The sequence below is a fragment of the Arthrobacter sp. 9MFCol3.1 genome, from assembly GCF_000620385.1.
Classification (GTDB): Bacteria; Actinomycetota; Actinomycetes; order Actinomycetales; family Micrococcaceae; genus Arthrobacter.
Genome location: NZ_JIBJ01000008.1, coordinates 170,031 through 190,708 on the forward strand (window position 1 = coordinate 170,031; position 20,678 = coordinate 190,708).

At 68.4% G+C, this 20,678-nt stretch carries 20 protein-coding genes and 1 riboswitch; of the genes, 5 read left to right on the plus strand and 15 right to left on the minus strand.

Going from position 1 to position 20,678, the window contains the following annotated elements; all coding sequences use genetic code 11:
- The first annotated feature begins 9 nt into the window (after nucleotides 1-9).
- Genes C560_RS0110595 through C560_RS0110605 form a run of 3 tightly spaced genes read left to right on the plus strand, consistent with a single transcriptional unit; the run spans nucleotide 10 to nucleotide 1,967 of the window.
- On the plus strand, nucleotides 10-342 hold the full coding sequence (locus C560_RS0110595; RefSeq protein ID WP_442853155.1) for a DUF1737 domain-containing protein: 333 nt from the start codon (nucleotides 10-12) through the stop codon (nucleotides 340-342).
- Nucleotides 339-758, plus strand: a complete 420-nt coding sequence (locus C560_RS0110600) for a rhodanese-like domain-containing protein (protein ID WP_026538198.1) — start codon at nucleotides 339-341, stop codon at nucleotides 756-758. The genes C560_RS0110595 and C560_RS0110600 overlap by 4 nt, the downstream gene beginning before the upstream one ends.
- Nucleotides 759-1,967, plus strand: a complete 1,209-nt coding sequence (locus tag C560_RS0110605) for an O-succinylhomoserine sulfhydrylase (RefSeq protein WP_026538199.1) — start codon at nucleotides 759-761, stop codon at nucleotides 1,965-1,967.
- Nucleotides 1,968-1,995: 28 nt separating this feature from the next.
- Here C560_RS0110605 and C560_RS21575 read toward each other — a convergent pair whose 3' ends face one another.
- The 9 genes from C560_RS21575 to C560_RS0110650 all read right to left on the minus strand — a co-directional run bounded on the left by C560_RS21575 (nucleotide 1,996) and on the right by C560_RS0110650 (nucleotide 12,896).
- A complete protein-coding gene (locus C560_RS21575) occupies nucleotides 1,996-3,087 on the minus strand; it encodes a hypothetical protein (RefSeq protein WP_155855769.1) in 1,092 nt (363 codons plus the stop codon).
- Entirely contained in the window at nucleotides 3,084-4,379 is a 1,296-nt protein-coding gene (locus C560_RS0110615) for a glycosyltransferase (RefSeq protein WP_051533099.1), read from the minus strand. The genes C560_RS21575 and C560_RS0110615 overlap by 4 nt, the downstream gene beginning before the upstream one ends.
- Nucleotides 4,366-5,310 carry an ATP-grasp domain-containing protein gene (locus C560_RS21580; protein WP_231494317.1) on the minus strand — a complete coding sequence of 315 codons (945 nt, stop codon included), beginning with the start codon at nucleotides 5,308-5,310 and terminating at the stop codon, nucleotides 4,366-4,368. The genes C560_RS0110615 and C560_RS21580 overlap by 14 nt, the downstream gene beginning before the upstream one ends.
- Complete coding sequence (locus tag C560_RS0110625; RefSeq protein ID WP_018774052.1) at nucleotides 5,307-6,212, minus strand: PIG-L deacetylase family protein; 906 nt, start codon at nucleotides 6,210-6,212, stop codon at nucleotides 5,307-5,309. The genes C560_RS21580 and C560_RS0110625 overlap by 4 nt, the downstream gene beginning before the upstream one ends.
- Before the next feature lie 594 nt (nucleotides 6,213-6,806).
- The gene (locus C560_RS0110630) at nucleotides 6,807-7,991 is read right to left on the minus strand and encodes a glutamate--cysteine ligase (RefSeq protein WP_026538201.1); all 1,185 of its coding nucleotides are present in this window, start codon (nucleotides 7,989-7,991) and stop codon (nucleotides 6,807-6,809) included.
- 110 nt (nucleotides 7,992-8,101) lie between these two features.
- The gene (locus C560_RS0110635; RefSeq protein WP_018774050.1) at nucleotides 8,102-9,625 is read right to left on the minus strand and encodes a UDP-N-acetylglucosamine 1-carboxyvinyltransferase; all 1,524 of its coding nucleotides are present in this window, start codon (nucleotides 9,623-9,625) and stop codon (nucleotides 8,102-8,104) included.
- Between the two features lie 136 nt (nucleotides 9,626-9,761).
- Nucleotides 9,762-10,565, minus strand: a complete 804-nt coding sequence (locus C560_RS0110640) for an energy-coupling factor transporter transmembrane component T family protein (protein ID WP_026538202.1) — start codon at nucleotides 10,563-10,565, stop codon at nucleotides 9,762-9,764.
- Nucleotides 10,562-12,220 carry an ABC transporter ATP-binding protein gene (locus C560_RS0110645; protein WP_026538203.1) on the minus strand — a complete coding sequence of 553 codons (1,659 nt, stop codon included), beginning with the start codon at nucleotides 12,218-12,220 and terminating at the stop codon, nucleotides 10,562-10,564. Before C560_RS0110645 ends, C560_RS0110640 begins: the two co-directional genes overlap by 4 nt.
- A 28-nt stretch (nucleotides 12,221-12,248) precedes the next feature.
- Nucleotides 12,249-12,896, minus strand: a complete 648-nt coding sequence (locus tag C560_RS0110650) for an ECF transporter S component (RefSeq protein WP_026538204.1) — start codon at nucleotides 12,894-12,896, stop codon at nucleotides 12,249-12,251.
- 66 nt (nucleotides 12,897-12,962) lie between these two features.
- A riboswitch (TPP riboswitch) is annotated at nucleotides 12,963-13,106 on the minus strand.
- 187 nt (nucleotides 13,107-13,293) lie between these two features.
- Between C560_RS0110650 and C560_RS0110655 the strand changes: the two genes are divergently transcribed.
- Together C560_RS0110655 and C560_RS0110660 are read left to right on the plus strand one after the other, a co-directional pair.
- Complete coding sequence (locus C560_RS0110655) at nucleotides 13,294-13,839, plus strand: heme-degrading domain-containing protein (protein ID WP_018774046.1); 546 nt, start codon at nucleotides 13,294-13,296, stop codon at nucleotides 13,837-13,839.
- A 38-nt stretch (nucleotides 13,840-13,877) separates the two neighbouring features.
- Nucleotides 13,878-14,141 carry a DUF4235 domain-containing protein gene (locus C560_RS0110660; protein ID WP_018774045.1) on the plus strand — a complete coding sequence of 88 codons (264 nt, stop codon included), beginning with the start codon at nucleotides 13,878-13,880 and terminating at the stop codon, nucleotides 14,139-14,141.
- Nucleotides 14,142-14,203: 62 nt separating this feature from the next.
- Here the strand turns inward: C560_RS0110660 and mnhG are convergent, their stop codons facing one another.
- From mnhG to C560_RS0110690, 6 genes are read right to left on the minus strand one after another with little or no spacing between them, the layout of a single operon-like run.
- A complete protein-coding gene (gene mnhG, locus C560_RS0110665) occupies nucleotides 14,204-14,611 on the minus strand; it encodes a monovalent cation/H(+) antiporter subunit G (RefSeq protein WP_269320026.1) in 408 nt (135 codons plus the stop codon).
- Nucleotides 14,601-14,879: a monovalent cation/H+ antiporter complex subunit F gene (locus C560_RS0110670; protein WP_018774043.1), complete on the minus strand. Its 279-nt coding sequence runs from the start codon at nucleotides 14,877-14,879 to the stop codon at nucleotides 14,601-14,603. The genes mnhG and C560_RS0110670 overlap by 11 nt, the downstream gene beginning before the upstream one ends.
- Nucleotides 14,876-15,421: a Na+/H+ antiporter subunit E gene (locus C560_RS0110675; protein WP_026538206.1), complete on the minus strand. Its 546-nt coding sequence runs from the start codon at nucleotides 15,419-15,421 to the stop codon at nucleotides 14,876-14,878. Before C560_RS0110675 ends, C560_RS0110670 begins: the two co-directional genes overlap by 4 nt.
- Nucleotides 15,418-17,046 (minus strand): Na+/H+ antiporter subunit D, encoded by a 1,629-nt coding sequence (locus tag C560_RS0110680; RefSeq protein WP_026538207.1) that lies wholly within the window; start codon nucleotides 17,044-17,046, stop codon nucleotides 15,418-15,420. The genes C560_RS0110675 and C560_RS0110680 overlap by 4 nt, the downstream gene beginning before the upstream one ends.
- Nucleotides 17,043-17,564 (minus strand): Na(+)/H(+) antiporter subunit C, encoded by a 522-nt coding sequence (locus C560_RS0110685; RefSeq protein WP_018774040.1) that lies wholly within the window; start codon nucleotides 17,562-17,564, stop codon nucleotides 17,043-17,045. The genes C560_RS0110680 and C560_RS0110685 overlap by 4 nt, the downstream gene beginning before the upstream one ends.
- On the minus strand, nucleotides 17,561-20,614 hold the full coding sequence (locus tag C560_RS0110690; RefSeq protein ID WP_026538208.1) for a Na+/H+ antiporter subunit A: 3,054 nt from the start codon (nucleotides 20,612-20,614) through the stop codon (nucleotides 17,561-17,563). Before C560_RS0110690 ends, C560_RS0110685 begins: the two co-directional genes overlap by 4 nt.
- Nucleotides 20,615-20,678: the final 64 nt, after the last annotated feature.

Here is a 20,678-nt window from a genome sequence, read left to right on the forward strand (position 1 = left end):
AGATCCGTCGTGCCCGACACGTCAATACCCACAACAGCCACCAGTACAGTCCCGGCCGCAGCCTCCAGCGCGGCAACCGCCGGCGAGGAAAGGCTGGCCTACCGCCTGTTCACCGGCGCGGATGACCGCGCCTTTTGCGAGCGGGTGTCAGCCGCCCTGGCCGAGGGCTATGTGCTGCACGGAAGCCCCGCCGCCAGCTTCAACGGAAGCACCGTGATCGTGGCGCAGGCGCTGGTCCTGCCGGCCGCGATTGCAAGTGCGGACGCCGCCGTGGCCAATGCGGTTGATGAGCTCGACGCCGACGAGTTTGGCGCCGACGGGGTCTTCGCGGGCCACGCATGAGCTACGCCGGAGACCTCAGCCCGGATGAGGCATGGGCCAAGCTGGAGGCCGGGGCCATCCTGGTGGATGTCCGAACCGAGGGCGAATGGGCCCACATCGGTATCCCGGACACCGCGGCCGCGGGCGAAAGCCGCAACGATCCGCTCTTCATCCAGTGGAACCTCGCCGGCGGCACGCCGAACCCGCACTTCGTGGAACAGCTAAGGCAGCAGGCGCCGGAGGACACCGCCGTCGAACTTGTGTTCCTTTGCCGTTCCGGTGCCCGGTCGATCGCCGCCGCGACGGCCGCGACGGCAGCCGGCTTCACCTCCTATAACGTCCTTGAGGGCTTCGAAGGCGAGACCGACCGCTTCGGCGAACGCACCGTCAACGGCTGGAAGAACCGCGGCCTGCCCACCAACCTCGGAAAGATTTAAGTGACTTTCAATCCCGACGCCGCCGGCTGGGCGGCCGACACCCAGGCTGTCCGCGGCGGCCTTGACCGCACCGGCTTCCAGGAAACCACCGAGCCGATCTTCCTCAACTCAGGATTCGTCTACGAGTCCGCGGCCGCCGCCGAGCGCGCCTTCACCGGGGAGGACGAGCGGTTCGTCTATTCCCGCTACGGCAACCCCTCCGTCGCCACCTTCCAGGAGCGGCTCCGGCTGCTCGAAGGGACGGAAGCGTGTTTTGCGACGGCGTCCGGCATGTCCGCCGTCTTCACCGCCCTGGGCGCGCTGTTGGCGGCCGGGGACCGGGTGGTCGCGGCCCGCTCGCTGTTCGGCTCGTGCTTCGTGATCCTCAACGAGATCCTGCCGCGCTGGGGTGTCGAGACGGTCTTCGTGGACGGCCCGGACCTGGAGCAGTGGCAAGCCGCGCTGTCCGAGCCGACCACCGCGGTGTTCTTCGAGTCGCCGTCGAACCCCATGCAGGAAATCGTGGACATCGCCGCCGTGAGCAAACTGGCCCATGCCGCCGGTGCCACGGTGGTGGTAGACAACGTCTTCGCCACCCCGCTGCTGCAGCGCTGCGGCGACCTCGGCGCGGACGTAGTGGTCTACTCCGGCACCAAGCACATCGACGGCCAGGGCCGGGTCCTGGGCGGGGCCATCCTGGGCACCAGGGACTTCATCGACGGGCCCGTCAAACAGCTCATGCGGCACACCGGTCCGGCACTTTCGGCGTTCAATGCCTGGGTGCTCACCAAGGGCCTGGAAACCATGGCCCTACGCGTCAACCATTCCTCGGCCTCGGCGCTGCGGCTGGCCGAATGGCTCGAGGGACAGCCTGCGGTCGGCTGGGTAAAGTACCCGCTGCTGCCGTCCCACCCGCAGTACCGGCTGGCGGTGCAGCAGATGAAGGCCGGCGGGACGGTTCTCACCCTGGAGCTGCAGCCCTCCCCCGGCCGCACGGCGAAGCAGGCCGCGTTCGCACTCCTGGACGCGCTGCGGATCATCGACATCTCCAACAACCTCGGCGACGCCAAGACGCTCATCACGCACCCGGCCACCACCACGCACCGCGCGATGGGGCCGGAAGGCCGAGCGGCGATCGGGCTCAGCGACGGTGTGGTCCGGCTTTCGGTGGGCCTGGAGGACGTCGAGGACCTCATCCGCGACCTCGGCCAGGCACTCAAGCAGGTCTAGGGCTCAAGCAGTTTAAGGCTATTGCCGCTCAGGCCCACGCCGCCTTGAGCGCCCGCCAGGCGTCGTCGTCGAGCATGCTGGATGGTGTGACGGCGACGGCGGCCGCCCCGCCGGAGACAGCCGCTTCCAGCCCGACCGCCAGGTCCGCGGCGGAGATACGCCCCTCCTTGGCCCACATCCCGACCGAGATCGCGAACTTGCCGGACCGCTTCGCCATGGCCGCGGCCAGCTCGGCGGAGTAGGACGGAGCGGCGTCGTTGAGCCCAAAGTAGTCCCACAAGACCAGCCGGTCCGCGGCCGCGGCGAGCAGCCCGTAGTCATGGCCGCTCTCCGGCCGGTCGCCGGCAGGATCGTGCCACGGCGCCCGGACGTCCATGTCGAGCGTGGCACCGTTCGCGTGCGCGGCCGCCGCCGCCCTGGCCACGACGGCTGCCACCGCCTTCGACCGCCAGGCCCCAAGACTGGGATGTCCGACGTCGACGTCCCCGTTCGCGAGCCGCGGCCAGTCCGTCCCGCCGCTGGCCAGCATGTAGGAATCGCGGTCGTCGCCGCCGTAGGTGTTGTTGTCGAACATCAGTTCCGTCAAGGCCACGGCGTCCGGCTGGTACCGCCTGGTCACTTCGGCCACGAAGTCGACGAGCCGCTCCCCGACGGGTCCCGTTGTGAGTGCGGTGACGCTGGCGAAGTCCCTGGAGCGGGTGCCGTCGAAGTTGATGCCGGCCAGGCCCGGGTTGGTGCTGATCCAGCCGGGGATCAGCAGGTCGATGGTCAGTGTGATCCTGCGTTTCCTGCCATCGCCGCCGGTCCCCAGTGCCTTGACCGCCTCGGCCACGTGGTCGCGGCCCGGGACTGCCTCAATCCCGGGGTGGGCGTCCCAGGGGAACGCCGTCCAGTCCAGCCGCCCGACGCTGATGGTGACGCTGTTGGCGTGGACCTCATCGAGCCGTCTGGCCAGTTCCGGCAGCGTAGAGGCGGCGTCGACCACGGTTTCGTAGCCGACGCCGACTGTGCGCTCCGCGGCGGGCGCCGTGGGGCCCTGCGGCCCGCCGCACCCCGTGGCAGCAAGCGCCAGCACCGACAGGAACACCAGGGCAGGGAAGGCAGCCGGTCTGCGCCTCAAACGCTGGCCTCCGGGCGCACCGCCGGGGCAGTGACGCTGACCACACCGGTCCGCGTCAGCTTGTTCCAGTGCGCCTCCTTGCCGCGGAGTTCCTGCACCAGCGCGGCCACCATGGTCAGGCTCGTAAACACGGAATAGAGCGGGATGAGCGGGAGCGCCCAGAGGTGCCGCAGGTCCTTCCACGCCCTGTTCATGGCCAGGGCAAACACCGTGAGCAGCAAGGTGACGAACAGCCCCACCCAGCCAAGGAATGCCCAGATGTCCGCGCCGAACGGGCTGCGGCCCAGCGCCGCGAGGAAGACCAGATCCACGAGCACGAGAATCTGGAACACCGGGAGCACCACCATGGTGATGGTGTTGAACAGCAGGTACGCGCCGAACTGGCCGTGCCGGAGGTTGCCGATCATGCGCTTGTGCACACCCATGGTCTGCAGCAGCCCGCGGGCCCAGCGGACGCGCTGGCGCCAGAGCGCCCGGACGGTTGACGGCGACTCGGCATAGACCAGCGCCTCCGGGGCGAAGACCACCCGGTACCCTGCCTTATGCACCCGCCAGGTGAGTTCCAGGTCCTCGCCCACCGTGTCTTCGCGGAACGGCCCGATCTCCTCCAGGACCCGGCGGGGGAACGCCCCAATGTTGCCGGAGACGATCGGGAGGCAGCCGATCATGGTCAGGGCGCGCCTGACCATCCCGGTGCCGACATGGCTGATGAAGGCCAGCATCCGGGTCTGGACCCGGTCCAGGTTTACCGGCCGGTCATCGCCGCACACGGCCCCGGTGCGCTGGTCGGTGAAACCCTGGAGCATCCGCTTGACCGTGTTCTGGGAGAAGATCCCGTCCGCGTCGACAAACATGAGGACCTCGCCCGTGGCCTGCCGGATGCCCAGATTCAGGGCCGCCCCCTTGCCGGCATTGGCCTGGGTCAGGACCGTGATCCGGGGATCCGACGCGGCGAGAGCATGCATGAGCGCGGCCGTGTTGTCAGTGGAGCCGTCATCCACGAGCACCACCTCGTACCGGTCGTACTGGGTGAGCTGAATGGAGCGGACGCAGTTCTCGATGACGGTCGCCTCGTTGAAAGCCGGGACAATGATCGACACGCTGGGCCGGTCATCCAGCAGGGTGGGCGTTGCGCGGCGGCGGCGGCGCCCCGCCCGGAGTTCAAACCAGATGGACAGCGGCAGCACGAGCAGCTTCACGAGCCCGAACACCAGAATCGGCAGGCCGATGAGGAGCAGGAGGTACTCGGCCCCGGGGACGGCGGAGGCGGAGGCGGAACTAAACCAGGACATGGGCGTACGCTCCTGTGCTGTGCCGGAACGAGGCCGGGTTGAAGGAGGGAAGGGCAAACGACGCCAGGACGGCGTCGAGCAGTTCCGGGGCCCGCCCGCTGTTCGCGCCAAACCGTGCGTTCACTTCAAGGACCACCGGGGTCCCGTCGGCACGCCGGCGGACGTCGACGTCGACCGGGCCCGTGAGGCCCAGTGAGCGGACGGCCGCCATCGCCAGATTTCCGACGTCCATGGCCTCGCCGGCTTCGGCGCGGCGGGTGGTCACGGCGTTGCCCACGATGCCCTGCGCCAGTTCCGTCTTCTCCACGACGACGACGAACGGCGCGGCCCCGTTGTGCGCCGGGGTGCCGAAAACCATGGGGCCGTATTCGGTGCCCGGGATGAACTCCTGGACAATCTGGCCTTCCGGCAGGCGGTGCCAGTCCACCTGATTGCTTCCGTCGATGACCATCACGCCGCGTCCGCCGCGGGAGACCCGCGGCTTGAGAACTATGGGGCCGCCGAGCGCGGCCATGGCGGCGCCGGCATTGGCGAAGTCCCTGGGCACGCCGAACCTCGGCACGGGGACCCCGGCCGTCTGCAGCTGCCAGGCCGTGAAGAGCTTGTCGTTGGCGAGCGCCACCGGACCGGGATCGCCGATGATGACCCGGACGTCGGTCCCGAAGGCGGCACGGTATCCCGCCAGCTGCGGGAGTTCCTCGCTCACGGTGGGGATGACCAGGTTGATGCCCTCCTGGACGACGAGCCGGCGCAGCGCCGAGACCATATCGGGGTCCGAGGCCGGCGGCACCGGAACGACGGTGACGCCCGCCCCGGCGGGCAGCTCGCGGATGTCCGTGCCCAGGACGGGAACGCCACGGGACTTCAGCTGGGCCGCTATGGCGCGGCCCGCGGGGCCTCCGGCGCCGGTGACCAGCACGCGGGGCCTCACAGTTTTTCCATTTCCGTGCTCAGCAGACGGACGGGTTCGTAGGCTTCGGCGACCCGGCGCCTCGCCTGTCCGCCGCGGAACGAGGCGATGCCGCGGACCCGCTCGGGCGTCATGTACGGCTTGGCGCGCTGGTCGCTGTGCATCCTCACGGCCTGGACCTTGGCGTCAAGGTAGTCGTCGATGTCAATGAAGACGCTCGGGCTGAAGTCCCGGGTTGCCGACGGGCTCTCATAGCAGAGGATTGAGTGGTGCTGGCGGGCGGCCCGCAGCGTCGCCATGTGGACGGCCTGATGGTCCTGGTGCTGGTCGTGGTTGGAATGCGTGAGGATGATGTCCGGGTTGTACCGGGCAATCGCGGCTTCGATGACACCCACCATTTCCTGGCTGTGCCGGAACAGGTCCGTGTCTGTGAAGTTGTAGTGGGTCATTCCGGTGAGGCCCATGAACGCCGCGCCGCGCTGCGCGTCGAGGGAGCGTTCCAGGGGATCCCCGCCACGGGTGCCATCGCTCATGACGAGCCCCTGCACCTCATGTCCGGAGTCTACGAACTTCGCCAGGGTTCCGCCGCAAGCAAGTTCAAGGTCGTCGGGGTGGGCGCCGATGGCCAGCACTCTGCGGGGCTGGCGGGCCGGCGCTCCCCCGGTGCGCAGGGCCGTCAAAGCAACGCCCAGGGACGCGAGCCCGCCCAGCGTGAGCGTGAGGTCGGCCGTCCGCCACAACTCGGGCGCCTCGAGGAAAACGCTGGCCAGATTTGCCACCAGCAGCGTTGAGCCGGCAACAAGGCAAATCCTGCGGAGCAGTTCGGGGCGGCGCAAGCGGCGGTGGAACCAGGACCGGCCAAGGGCTGCGGCGACCACAAAAGTAATCAGGAAAACGATGAGCAAGACATAAATCGAGACCATATGAATTCAATTCCTATGTTGAAATTCGGCACCCCCGTGCCGGGCCGGATTAAGCGGTCTGATCTTCAGGCCCGCTCGCATAAGCGAACCGGGCTTTGGGAAGTGAGCGGGGCCATTTTCTGAATCTGCTCACGGCACCGCCCTGGCAGGGTGCCCGCCGGCGAAAGGCGCAGCCACTGCCGGCCGTGCGAGCACTGCAAGACGTTGACCAGCGCGTATGTGGCACAGCACAACCGCCCCCCGGCGTGTTACGTGACATGGTGAGACCTTCTGGAAACCTTTGGAAAACCTTGAACCTGCTCCTCCAGTAAAGTCGAGCGGCCTATCAGGGCGCCCGAGTAGGCACTACCCGAACCTCAGTGAACTGAATTAATGGCGGCTACAGGTAGTACTCATATTTCTTGTGTCGACTACCCGGATCAGGCTTTCGCGGTCCGAACGGGGGCGTGCCGGGCCGAACAGAAACAATTAGTTGGAAAAGGCGGGGAGGCAATCATTAAACAGCCGTGATTCCATATCAACGTTCGGCAAAGAATGCGGCGCCTCTTCGGCTCTTTTTGGCGCCCCGCGCCCGCAACTGATGCCGGCTCCCGGTCAGGCCGGGCGCAACCGGCCCAGGGGCGAACGACTGTCGGCCGGCCCTTCGGTGACGGGCCCCTCGGTGGTCAGTTCGATGGCCCGCTCGACGACGGCGGGCAGGCCGCCGGCCCGGAACGGGCCGCGCTGCAGCTGCGAACCGGTGCCCTCTGCCAGAATCCGCTCGACGCCCTCGCGCGCCAGCTCCAGCTCGCCCTGCTCCTCAAGCACCGGGGCCACGAAGTCCACGAGCGCCCTGACCACGTCCGCGGCCGGGGCCGGGGTGAAGGTTCCGAAGTCCAGGAGCTCCCCGCGCAGCCCGCAATTGCTGGCCTGCCAGGCGGCCATCCGCAGCAGCAGCGTGGGCACCGGAGCGGGATCGACGCCGTCGTTCCATTCCCGCGCCGCCGACTCCACGAGGGCGCGCACCAGCACGGCAATGAGGGCAGCGTCCTCGGCCCGCAGGCAGACATCCGCGACCCGGATCTCCACGGTGGGATGCTGACGGCACAGCCGCGCGTCGAAATAGACCATCCCCTCATCCATCAGGACGCCGCTTTCCACCAGCCGGGTGACCACGCGGCGGTAGACGGGGAGGCTGCCGAAGATCATCGTGGGACCCGAGCCCGGCCAGCGGTTCCAGGCCTGCGTGCGGTAGCTTTCGAATCCGGTCTCGGCCCCGTTCCAATAGGGGGAATTCGCGCTGAGTGCTATCAGCACGGCCAGTTTGTCGCGGATCCGGTCCATCACGGCCACGCCCTCTTCCGGGGACTCCACAAAGGTGTGGACGTGGAGGCCGCAGGTCAGCTGGTTCCGGACGGTGAGCCCGAAACGCTGCTGCATGGTCATATAGCGGGGATTCGGCGTCAGGTGCGTGGCGGAGCCCTGGGGCGACGTAGCCAGGGCTGCGACGCGGCCGCCATGCGCCCGGGCGGCCCGGTCCGCGAGGGCCCGGCCGCGCCTGAGCTGCCGGAGCAGTTCCGTGTACTCCAGGCACGGATGCGTCTGGGTCTCGATCTGTTCGAGCTTGAGTTCGTAGCTGAAATCGGCGCCCTCGTGGACCGGCTTCTGGGCCGGGAGAACCCTGGCGGCTTCCTGCTGCGGCGGCACCAGACTCGGCAGCATGAGGTCAGCGAGGGCAAGCAGCATCCCCGATTCGGGGTCCACTATCAGCAGTTCTTCCTCCACGCCGAAGGTGCGCATGAATCTATTGTGCGTCAGGATCCGCCGAAACGCCCCACACCAACGCGGGGTCACTTCGCGCCCGTGTCATCCCTTCGGATGGGCGCGGAGTGACCCCGCGTTGCTTGGATTCAGTCCTGGAAGTACTCGATCTTCGCGCCGATGGTGTTCAGCCGCTCAGCCAGGTCCTCATAGCCGCGCTCAATGACGTAGATGTTCCTCAGCTCCGAGACGCCTCGGGCCGCCAGCATGGCCAGCAGCAGGCAGGCGGCGGGGCGGAGCGCCGGCGGGCAGCCCACCTCGGCCGCACGCCATTTGCTGGGCCCGTTGACGTAGATGCGGTGCGGATCAAGCAGCTGGACCTGGGCGCCGAGCTTGTTGAGTTCGGTCAGGTAAATGGCCCGGTTCTCGTAGACCCAGTCATGGATCATGGTCTGGCCGTGGGCGTTGGCGGCGATCACCGCGAAGAAGGGCAGGTTGTCAATGTTCAGGCCGGGGAAGGGCATGGGGTGGATCTTGTCCTCCGGCGCCCGCAGCTCCGAAGGCTTGGTGGTGACGTCCACCAGGCGGGTGCGGCCGTTGCGGGCAAAGTACTCCCCGGAAACCTCGAGCCGCTGGCCCATCTGTTCGAGCGTGGCCAGTTCGATTTCCATGAACTCGATCGGGACGCGGCGGATGGTGACTTCCGAGTTCGTCACGATGCCGGCGGTGATGAGGCTCATCGCCTCGATCGGGTCCTCGGACGGGAAGTATTCGACGTCGGCGTCAATCGACGGGCGTCCGGTGATCTTCAGCGTGGTGGTGCCAACCCCCGCGATGTCGACGCCGAGCATCTGCAGGTAGAAGCACAGATCCTGCACCATGTAGTTCGGGCTGGCATTGCGAATGATGGTGGTGCCACGGCGGTGGGCTGCGGCCATGATGGCGTTCTCGGTGACGGTGTCGCCGCGTTCGCTGAGCACGAAGGAGCGGTCGTGACCGTCCGCCGGCGGCGCCTGCACCGCATAGAATCCGGACTTCGCCTCAACGCTGAGGCCGAACTGGCGCAGCGCCTGCATGTGCGGCTGCACGGTGCGGGTGCCGAGGTCGCAGCCGCCGGCGTAGGGCAGCCGGTAGGTGTCGGCCTCGTCCAGCAGCGGGCCCAGGAGCATGATGACGCTGCGGGTCCGGCGGGCCGCCTCCACATCCATGGATGCCAGGTCCAGGACCGCGGGGCGGCGGATCTGGAGGTCGTTCGCGTTGAGCCAGGTGCATTCGACGCCGATGCTGGTCAGCACCTCCACGATCCGGTTCACTTCCTCGATCCGGGCCAGCCGGCGCAGGGTGGTGGTGCCGCGGTTGATGAGGCTGGCGCACAACAGCGCGACGCCGGCATTCTTGCTGCTGTTGACGTCCACCGCGCCGGCGAGCGTGCGGCCGCCCTCGACGCGCAGGTGGGTCATCTGGGGCCGGCCCACCTTGACGATGCTGTGCCCGACGATCGCCTCCAGGCGCTGGATCATCTTCAGGCTCAGGTTCTGCTTGCCCTGTTCCATCCGGGCGATGGCGCTCTGGCTGGTGCCGAGCTCGGCGGCGAGTTGTCCCTGGGTCCAGCCCTTGGCCCCGCGCGCCTCGCGGAGCAGGATGCCTACGTGTTCAGCAGTCGGTTGAGTCATGCCCCGAAAATATCACGCATGATTTATCAATCACGGCAATTCCGGCCGGAATGGCGCCAATCTCACACGAATACCCGCACCATGCGATAACCGGGCGCGGCGCCGCAACTCCCCGGACCCTCGGCGGCGGCGCCGGTTACTGGCGGGTGAGGAAGACGAGGTTCCAGGTGCCCGCGGCGAGGGCCGCGGCGACGGCTGCAGCGGCGATGCCGAGTCCGCCCACCAGCACCCAGGCGTCGAGTCCGCTGAACGTGGACGGCCGGGCCCAGGTCCGCGCGGCGCCGCCGAACCCGCGGGCCTCCATGGTCACCGCGAGCCGCGAGGCGCTCCGGATCGCCTGCACCAGCAGGCCGAAACTCTGGCCCAGCATGGCGCGGAACCGCTGGTAGGGGCTGCCGCTTGAACCCACGCCGCGGGCCCGTCGGGCCATGCCGATGGTCTGCCATTGCTCGGCCATGATCCCGACGAGCCGCATGGCGGCCAGGGTTCCCAGGACGAACCGGTGCGGCAGTTTTGCGTTCTGGGCCAGGGCGTCGGCCAGGTCCGTGGGGTCGGTGCAGCTCATCAGCAGCACCGCAGGCAATGCGATCGCGAGCCCGCGGAGCATGAAGCCGATCCCCAGCTGCAGGGAACCGTCACTGATGGACCAGATCCCGGCATCGAGCAGGACGGATCCGGAATCAGGCGCAAGGATGGCCGTGCTCCAGCCGCCCAGCGCCGCCGCGAGGATCAGCGGCCAGCCGCGCTGCCACAGCAAGGCCACGGTCAGGCCCGCCAGCGGCAGGAGCAGCAGTTCGAAGGCGAGCGCCACCGACGCCGAAACCCAGTCAATGGACAGCGCCAGGACCAGGGTGATCAGGGTGACCGCCGTGAACTTGGCGAGCGGGTTGGCGCGGGTCAGCAGCGCATGGTTGCCGCGCAGGCTCAGTGCGTCCCTCATGGCGAGGCCCCCTCCGGCAGCTGAAGATCCGGGCCGGGAGCATCCGCGGCGGCGGTTTCCCGTGGCCGGAGGCGCAGTTCGGTGCCACCGAGGACGGCGCTGAATTCGGCGTCGTGCGTCACGGACACGACGGCGGTGCCGGCGTCGAGGAGCTCGGACAGGAACGAGGCGAGTTCGGCCCAGGTATTGGCATCCTGGCCGAAGGTGGGCTCGTCCAGGACCAGCACCTGGGGGTGCGCCGCCAGCACGGTGGCTACCGAAAGGCGCCGCTTCTCGCCGCCGGAGAGCGTGTAGGGGTTGGCGTCCACAAGCTCCGTCAGCCGCAGCCGCTCCAGCAGTTCGTCCACGCGGTCTTCGCCGTAGCCGAGGTGGCGCGGGCCGAACATGAGATCGTCGAGGACCTTGCCGGTGACGAACTGGTGCTCGGGTTCCTGGAAGACGGTTCCTATCCGGGCGATCAGCTGCTGGGCCTTCCACCGGTAGGGATCGGGTCCGGCGCCCCTGCTTAACCGATCAGCGGAGTGTCCACTGGAGTGACCAGGGGCGGGACTGCTCAGCTCCGCCGCGGCCGCGACCGTTCCCGCAACGGGCCGCAGGAGCCCGGCCAGCGTCAGCGCCAGGGTGGACTTCCCCGTGCCGTTCGCTCCGGTGATGGTCAGGGCCTCGCCGGCGCGGACCTGGACCGAGACCCCGGACTGGACCGGGCGCGGCGCGATGGTGCGGAACCCGTCGCGCAGCCCGGACCGCCGCGGCCGCTCGCGGGACACTGCGAGCCCTTCGGCCGCGAGCAGAACGTGTCCCGCGCCCCGCGCCGGCAGCCGCATCCGCGTCGCCGGAACGTGGCCCGGCACCCAGACGCCCGCGCCGATGAGCATGTCCCGCGCCTCGGCCAGGACCCGGTCCGGGGGCCCGTCGATGAGGACTGCGGAGTCCGTGACGGACCCTGGCTGCAGCACCACGATCCTGTCCACAAGGTCTTTCCAGACCCCCACCCGGTGCTCCACGACCAACAGCGTGGCGCCCGTCTTGTCCAGGCAGCGGCCGACGGCGTCGCGGACCTCCAGGACGCCGGCGGGGTCGAGGTTGGCGGTCGGCTCGTCCAGCAGCAGCAGCCCTGGCCGCATCGCGAGGATCCCGGCGAGCGCCAGCCGTTGCTTTTGTCCGCCGGAGAGGGCCGACGTCGGATGGTCCAGCGGCAGCCGGCCCAGCCCGACGTCGTCGAGCGCCTCGCGCACGCGCGGCCAGATCTCCGCTGCCGGGACGGCCAGGTTCTCCGCCCCGAAGGCGACGTCGTCGCCGAGACGGGACAGCACCACCTGTGTTTCCGGGTCCTGCTGCACCAGCCCGGCGCGGCCGCGCTGCGCCCGTGGCGCGGCGCCGTCGATCAGCAGGCTGCCGGTCTCGTCTGTGTTTTCGGCGTCGCCGGAGTCGCCGGCCGGCCCCGAGGCGCCGGCCGCGCCGTCGCCCAGCACGCCGGCTAGGGCGTGGAGCAGCGTCGACTTGCCGGCGCCGGAAGGCCCCAGCAGGAGCACGCGCTCCCCCGGCCGGATGTCCAGGTCAAGGCCGCTGACCGCGGGCCGGGTCCGTCCGGCGTGCCGCCAGCCCCAGCCGCGGGCCGCGACGGCGGCCGGCCGGACGCCCGGTGAAGATTTCATGGTTCTCTGCAGGATTCAGCGACGGGGCTCAGGAGAAGACGGGCTCCGTGGCGGCCTTGCGGGAGGCAAAGGAGCCCAGCACTCCGGTCTTCGCCAGGCCGCGGGTGGCGAGCCAGGCCAGTCCGCCGGCAATCACTGCGCCGGAGATCGTGGTGAAGACGATGTAGGCGAGCTTGTCGCCGGCTTCGTAGGCGATGTTCCAGCCCCACGGCAGGAAGGAATCGTTCAGGCCGCAGAAGAGGCCCGCGCCGGCGCCGGCCAGCAAGGACACAGGCAGGTTGAACTTCTTGTAGAGGAAGGCCGCGAAGACCAGTTCGGCGCCGAGGCCCTGCAGGATGCCGGAAATCAGCACCGTGGTGCCGTACTGCGAGCCCATGATGAGCTCGCCCGTGGCCGCGACGGTTTCGCAGAAGAGCGCGGCGCCGGGCTTGCGGATGATGAGCATGCCCAGCACCGCCGGGATCATCCACCCGCCGGCATAGAGTCCGCTCAGCGGCGGGTAGACCGCGTTGACCGGAGTCGAGATCAGGTTCGCGCCCTGGGACCAGGCCCAGAAAATGACGCCGCCGGCTACGGCGATCAACGCGGCCACCACTATGTCCACCACGCGCCAACTGAAGTTGCGCCGGGCGGATGAACGGCTGGCGGAACCATGCTGTGCTGAAATATCTGTCATGTCGTCCTCCTGAGGAACAGGAGGGGAGGGTGCTCCGGCCGGTCTCGGCTTCCGCCGCCGTCCGCGCACCCTGAGAACTCGACTCCCTTGCGCCGGTACTAACCGGATCAGGTTCGAGGGTCTGCGGCTGTCCGCACTCTCAGCGCCCACCAAAGGTTTCCCCGGATTTCTCCGGCGATGCCCGACGGCGGCGCTCCCCTGTCGTAATTGTTTTCGCCCTTGTGGGCTGGCTCAGTTTACACCCGGACGGCCGCGTTTTCAGTGGTATGCCGTCACAATCGTGGACCGGACTGCGGCGGTCCCGGCGGCCGGGAAAACCCTCTTGGTAGAGTCGTCCTGTCGGACACCCGGACCCGCCAGCGGGCGGCCTCGTCACCCACCGGAAAGCTGGAATATTTTGTCGCACTCACCGGCCACACAAGGTCCCTCCGGGGAATACGATCCCGATTCGAGCGAGCCGCAGCCGCAGGGTTCCCTGGCGGCGCTCATCGGCCGCGTGCTGGCCGAGATGGAGGCGCTCCAGTTCGCGTCGTTCAGCAAGGATGACGCCCTGGACCTGGGGCTCCTCCTTGTCGAGCTGGGCAGGCAACGCTCGCTGCCCATCGCCGTCGACATCACCAAAGGCGAGCAGGTGCTCTTCCACGCCGCGCTGGACGGCGCCACACCGGACAACGAACGCTGGATCAACGCCAAGAAGCGCACCGCCATGCGGTACGAGGTCCCGTCCCTGCTGGTGGGCCTCCGGGCCCGCGCTGCAGGCGGAAGGATCGAGGACAACGCCTGGTGGGACCAGTCGGAGTTCGCCGCCCACGGCGGGGCATTCCCCATCTACGTGCGCGGCACGGGTGCAGTTGCAGTCGTCACCGTCTCCGGCCTGCCCCAGAAGACGGATCACGAACTGGTGGTCGAGGCCCTGCGGATGGTCCTCACCCCGGAACGCTAGGCTAGGGGAAAACCGTTCCCGTCCAAGGAGACCGAAGAATGAACATCCTCATCAAGCTGCTCGGCACCGGCGTCAGCCTCCTCGCCGGCTTTGCCGGCACCAAGCTGGTGGACACCATGTGGGAGAAGTCCACGGGCAACAAGCCGCCCAAGGGCCAAGAGGACGACGTCCCCACCACCCTGCGCTCGGCCCTGACCTTCGCGCTGATCTCCGCATCGGTCAGCGCCATCATCCAGGTGCTCGCCAACCGCGGCACCCAGCGTGCGATCACCCGCTTCGCCAAGACCCAGGACATCGTCTGACCGGACCCGACTAGCCGCGGCCACCGCGGTCGAAGCGCCGGCTACGGCGCCGGCCAACGGGCTCAGCGGCCGGCTTCGTCGTCGGCCGCTCCGTCCGTTGCCGCCTGCCGGGCGGCCTTCTGGGCGGCCCTCTGGACTATGGCCTCAAGCTCGTCGGAGCTCAGCAGCTCCGGGTGCAGGTGCTTGGTCCGGTAGCCGGCCCGGCCCACCATGTGGGCGGACACGGGGACGGTGAGCAGCTGGAAGAGCCAGGCCACCAGCAGGACGGGCCACACCGACCAGGTGCGCATCTGCAGCCCGAGGGCCGCCAGCAGCAGGAAAAGGCCGAGGACCTGCGGTTTGGTAGCCGCGTGCATCCTGCTCATGAGGTCCGGGAACCGCAGCAGCCCGATGGCGGCGGCGAGGGACATCACGGCACCGGTCACCATGAACACGCCGGAGACGGCGTCGATCACTGTGTCAGGATTCACGGACGCCCTCCCGCCTGTCGGCCACGAACCGGGCCACGGTGACCGAGCCGACGAAGCCGATCAGGGAAATTGCAACGAGCAGCATCAGGTTGTTGAGGTGCCGGTTGGCGGCCATGTCGATGCACAGGGCTGCGCCGAAGATGGCCAGCAGCACGTCGGCGGCGAGAACCCGGTCCAGCAGCGAGGGCCCCCGCGCGATCCGGACGATCGCCCCCGCAGCGGCCAGGGACAGGACGACGGCGGTCACCGTCAGGACGGTCTGCATCATGCGGCGATCTCCTGTGTCAGTGCGGAAAGTTCGTCTTTGGTCCCCATGATCCGGATCAGCCCGGCCTCGGTGTCCCGGACCTCTTTGCGCAGCTTGGCCGCGTCCTCGGCATTGCGGACGTTGATGCCGTGGATGTAGAGCGTGGACGTTGACCTGTCCACCTCCACCACGAGGGACCCGGGAATCAGCGAGATCACATGCCCGGTGGCCGTGACCAGAAGGTCCGAATGGCTCCGGAGCGGCACGGCGACGATTGCGCTGACCACGTCCGGGCCGCGGACCACGGCCAGGTACATGACCTGGAAGCTTGCCGCGACGACTTTTCCAAGGAAGACGAGGGCGAAGGGCACGGCGCGGAGCACGTTGAAGCGGCCGCCGAGTTCCACCGGGGGCAGATAGAAAATGCGCGCCACGAGCACCGCGATGAGGGCTCCGAAGAGGAGATTGCCCGGGCTGAAGTTCTGCCAGAGTGCGCCCCAGACAAAGACGAGCCACACCAGCAGCGGCAGTTCCTGGCGCAGGGAGATCCTTTTCCGGTTCATTTCCCGCTGCCCTCCTGGACCTGCACCGGATGGGCTGACGGAGGCACCGGCGGCACGGGCGCGTCCTGGCCGAGCACAGCCTGGATGTACGAGGTCCGGTCCAGCATCTCCTGGGCGGACTGGTCTGCCACCCTGAACAGCGGCCCGGCAAAGACGGTCAGGGCCACGCCAAAAACCACCAGGCCCAGGGTGGAGCCCACCATGGTGCGGGGCAGCAGGGTCACATTCGTCTTGCCGGCCCGGTCACCTGTGGCGGAGTCGGCCGGCGCTGCCAGGAGCACCGGATCGGGATGTTCGGCGTCCTCGGGCTTGCGCCAGAACGCACGGTTCCAGACCCTCGCGATCGCCAGCAGGGTCAGCAGGCTCGTCAGCACGCCGCCGATCACCAGGGCGTAGGCCAGCGGCGTTCCCAGTTCCACGCCGGCCTGAAGCAGCCCCAGCTTGCCCAGGAAACCCGAGAACGGCGGGATTCCGGCGAGGTTCATGGCGGGAACGAAGAACAGGACCCCCAAGACCGGGGAGAGCTTGGCCAGCCCCGCCACGCGGTCCACGGACGAGCTGCCGCCACGGCGTTCAATCAGGCCGGTCACCAGGAACAGGCTGGTCTGGACGGTGATGTGGTGGGCCACGTAGAACACCGCGGCGCCCAGGCCGGCCACCGTGGACATGGCCAGGCCGAACACCATGTAGCCGATATGGCTGACCAGGGTGAAGGACAGGAGCCTCTTGATGTCGCTTTGGGCCAGGGCGCCGAGGATGCCCACCACCATGGTCAGCAGCGCGGCGACCATGAGCGGGCCGTTGAGCGCATCCCCCGGGAAGAGCAGCGTTTCCGTGCGGACCATCGCATAGACGCCCACCTTGGTCAGCAGCCCGGCAAACACCGCCGTGACTGGGGCCGGCGCGGTGGGGTACGAGTCAGGGAGCCAGAAGGACAGCGGGAACACGGCGGCCTTGATGCCGAAGGCCACCAGCAGCATGACGTGCAGCAGCGTCCGTGTGCCCTGGTCGAGTTCCCCGAGCTTGATGGCGAGGTCCGCCATGTTGATGGTTCCGGTGGCACCGTAGATCATGGCGATCGCGATCAGGAACAGCACTGAGGACACGACGGAGACCACCACGTAGGTCACGCCGGCCCGGATGCGCGGGCCTGTCCCGCCAAGGGTGATGAGCACGTAGCTGGCCGTCAGCAGGATCTCGAAGCCGACGTAGAGGTTGAACAGGTCCCCGGTGAGGAAGGCGTTGGACACCCCGGCTACGAGGATCAGGTAGGTCGGGTGGAAGATCGAGACCGGCGCGTCGCGGTCGCCGTCGGCCATGCCCTGTCCCGTTGCGTAGATCAGCACCGCGAGGCTCACGGCCGAGGACACCACGAGCATGAGGGAGGAGAACTGGTCCACCACCAGCACGACGCCCCAGGGCGGCAGCCAGCCGCCGACGTTCACCGCGGCCGTCCCGCCATCCCAGACGGAGGCCAGCAGCCAGCATTCCAGCAGCAGGGTCAGGGTCAGCACGGCGATGCTGACCGCGCGCTGGACCCGGGGGTGATGGATGAGCAGGAACGTCAGGGCGGCGCCCAGGATGGGGAGTACGACGGCGAGCGGGGCAAGGCTGGTGATGTTCACTCTCCGCCTCCTTCCGGGCTGGGGTCAACGTTGAGGGAACCGGGCTGTTCTTCAGAGGCGGCCTTGTCGGCCCGCACGGCGCGGTCACCGGACATGACCGTGGCCAGCGGGAACTCTGAAGTCTCGACCGGGATCACGGAGTCGTCCTCGGCATCGAAGCTTGGCGTCTGCGCGACGCGGCGGTCCTCGGCGTCGTCCTGGATTTCATCCTGGCGGGCCAGGACCCAGGTGCGGTAGATGATGCCCAGCATGAACGCCGTGACGGCGAAGGAGATCACGATCGAGGTCAGGATCAGGGCCTGCGGCAGGGGGTCGTTGTAATCCCCCGCCGCGGTGTCCTTGTCGAAGAGCGGCGCCAGGCCGGAGTAGCCGCCGGTGGCGAGGATCAGCAGGTTGGTGGCGTTGGCCAGCAGCATGAGGCCCAGCAGGACCCGGGTGAGGCTGCGTTCCAGCAGCAGGTAGATGCCACAGGCGTAGAGGGCGCCCATGACCGTCAGCAGGGTCAGGTTGACGCTCATGTTCTCCCCTTGGCGGTGGTTTCGGCGTCACTTGCCTCGGTGGGAACTCCGCCGGGGACTCCGCCGGGGACTCCGTTGTCGTCGTCTTCGGAACGCCCCTCTTCGGCGGGCACCTCTTCGGGCGGCTCGGGTTGTTCTTCGAAGTGCTCGTCGATCTCCGCACCGAGGCTGCGCAGCACGTCCAGGGCGAGCCCGACGACCACGATGTAGACACCGATGTCGAAGATGGTCGAGGTGACGAATTTGATGTCGCCGAAGACGGGGAGCCACAGCTCCACGATGGCGCTCTGGAACACCTGGCCGCCCAGCAGCAACGGCGTCATTCCGGCGGCCGCCGCCGTGGCCAGTCCGATCCCCAGCAAGGTGCCGGCGCCGACTGGTGTGGCTTCGCGGAGTTCGAAGCGGCCGCCGGCCAGGTAGCGGATGGTCAGGGCGAGGCCGGCGGTGAGGCCGCCGGCGAAGCCACCACCGGGCAGGTTGTGGCCGGCGAGCAGCAGATAGATGGAGAACACGATCATCGAGTGGAAGATGAGCCGGGTGACCACTTCGAAAATGATCGAGCGGCGTTCGGGGGCCAGGGTCCGGCCGGCCACCAGCCAGGCGTCACGCGTGGCGGCAGCGAACCGCCGGTTCATCGCCAGGGCGGCATCCTCCCTGTTGCTGCCCCTGGCCCCGGTCCGCCGGCCCACCGTGCCTTCCTCGACGGTCGCGGCGGTCCGGATGCGGTCGCCGCGGCCGCGGACGAAGATGAGGCTGGCCACGCCGGTGGCGGCCAGGGCCAGGACGGAGATCTCGCCAAAGGTGTCCCAGGCCCGGATGTCCACCAGGGTCACGTTGACGACGTTGAGGCCGCCGCCGCCCTCATAGGCCAGCTGAGGGAACTGCAGGGAGACCGGCGGTGCCACCCGGGCGCCGAGGGCGTGGATGGCCACGAAAATCATGGTGACGCCGAATGCCAGGCCGATCACCACGCGGATCACCCGGTATTTGCCGCCGGTGCGGTCCCGCAGCCCCGGCGGAAGGCTCCGCATGGCCAACACGAACGCCACCAGGATCATGGTTTCGACGAGCATCTGGGTCAGGGCAAGGTCCGGGGCTCCCTGCAGGGCGAACATCATGGCAATCCCGTAGCCGGTGACGGACACCATCAGGACGGCAAGGAACCGTTTGTTGGCGCGCACCGCTGCCAGCGCCCCGATCACGATCCCGGCGCCGGCCACCAACTGCAGCGGCGAGCCGGGATCGATGACATAGAGGCCGGGCGGCAGGGGTTTGTTGGCCAGCAGCAGCGCCGTCAGCGGCAGGACGAAGGCCACGGTCAGGATGACGGACAGGTAGAAGAACAGCGAACCCCGCTGGGTCCGGCCGGTGACCCAGACCGCGGTGTCGTCCAGGGCGCCGATGGTTTGCTGGTAGGCCCGGTCGCTGTCGATCCAGCCCGGCACCAGCGCCTGCAGCCGGGCCACCACATTGCGGCCGTAGAACATGGCCAGGCCCAGGACGAACGTCACTGCGGTCAGCCCGAGGGCAGGGGTGATGCCGTGCCACAGCGCCAGGTGCCCGGGCGGGGCCTCGGAGCCGTGCACAAAAAGCTCCGCATAGGGCTGGATCCAGGCATCAACGGGGGCCGGCCACAGTCCGTAAAGGATCGTGAGGAGGCTCAGGATCGCCGGTGCGGCGAGGAAGGCGGGTTTGACCGGTTTGAAGGTCGTGGGCTCCACACCGGGCTTGAGGGCGAAGGCGCCCCACATGAACCGGGCGCTGTAGGCGAAGGTCAGGATGGAGCCCAGGACCACCCCCGCCAGCAGCCAGGGCCCTGTCCCGGTCTCCGTCTTGTACTGAAGGAAGGCCTCGAACACCGATTCCTTGGCGACGAAGCCGGCCAGCGGGGGCACGCCCGCCATCGAGGCCGCGCCGATCGCCGCTACGACCGCCAGTGCCCTGGCCGAGCCGTAGACGCCGGAGAGCTCGCGGATGTCCCGGGTCCCGGACTGGTGGTCGATGATGCCCACCACCAGGAAGAGCGTGGCCTTGAACAGCCCGTGCGCCAGGAGCAGGGCTATACCGGCGAGTGCCGCGTCGGGGGTGCCGAGGCCCACCACCATGGTCATGAAGCCCAGCTGGCTCACGGTGCCATAGGCGAGGATGAGCTTGATGTCGGTCTGCCGGAGGGCCCGGTAGCCGCCGACCAGCATGGTGGCCAGGCCCAGGCCGAGCACGATCGGCAGCCACGGCGCGGTGTCCGCGAATCCGGGGGCCAGCCGTGCCACAAGGTAGATCCCGGCCTTCACCATGGCCGCGGCGTGCAGGTAGGCGCTCACGGGGGTGGGGGCAGCCATCGCGCCCGGGAGCCAGAAGTGGAAGGGCACCAGGGCGGATTTGGTGATCGCACCGATCAGGATGAGGACGACGGCGGCGTTCACGGCCCCTCCCGCGGGGCCGGCGACCAGGGTGGGAGCCAGGTCCATGATGGCCTGGATCCGGTAGGTTCCGGCCGTCGAACCGAGCATGATGAGCCCCACGAGCATGGCCAGGCCGCCGGCGGTGGTCACCACGAGTGCCTGCAACGCCGAGCGCCGCGCGGACAGCCGGGTGCGGGCGTAGCCGATCAGCAGGTAGGACAGCACCGTGGTCAGTTCCCAGAAGATGAACAGCAGCAGGAGGTCATCAGCGGTGACGAGGCCGAACATCGCCCCGGCGAAGGCCAGGAGCTGCGCGCCGAAACCGCCGAGGTAGTCGTCCTTGTCCTTGAAGTAGCGGGCGCAATAGAGAAGCACCAGCGCACCCACGCCCAGCACCAGCAGGGACATGACCCACGCCAGGGCGTCCATCCGGAACGCGAGTTCGAGCTGCAGCCCGGGAATCCAGGGGATCACTTCGGTAATCGCGCCGTCAGAACCTGAATAAACTGCATCGTGCTGCAGCAGCAGCCAGATAAAGGAGGCCGCGGGGACCGCGGCCAGGGCGAAGAAGGAATTCCTGCCAAACTTTCGGAACAGCAGCGGGGCCACAGCAGCCACCGCAAAGTGCACGGCAAGAACTGTGATCACTGGTATCTCCGCAACGTCAGAAAGTCGATTGTCAGCAAGTTGGAGCAGGCGGGTCATTTGTTAG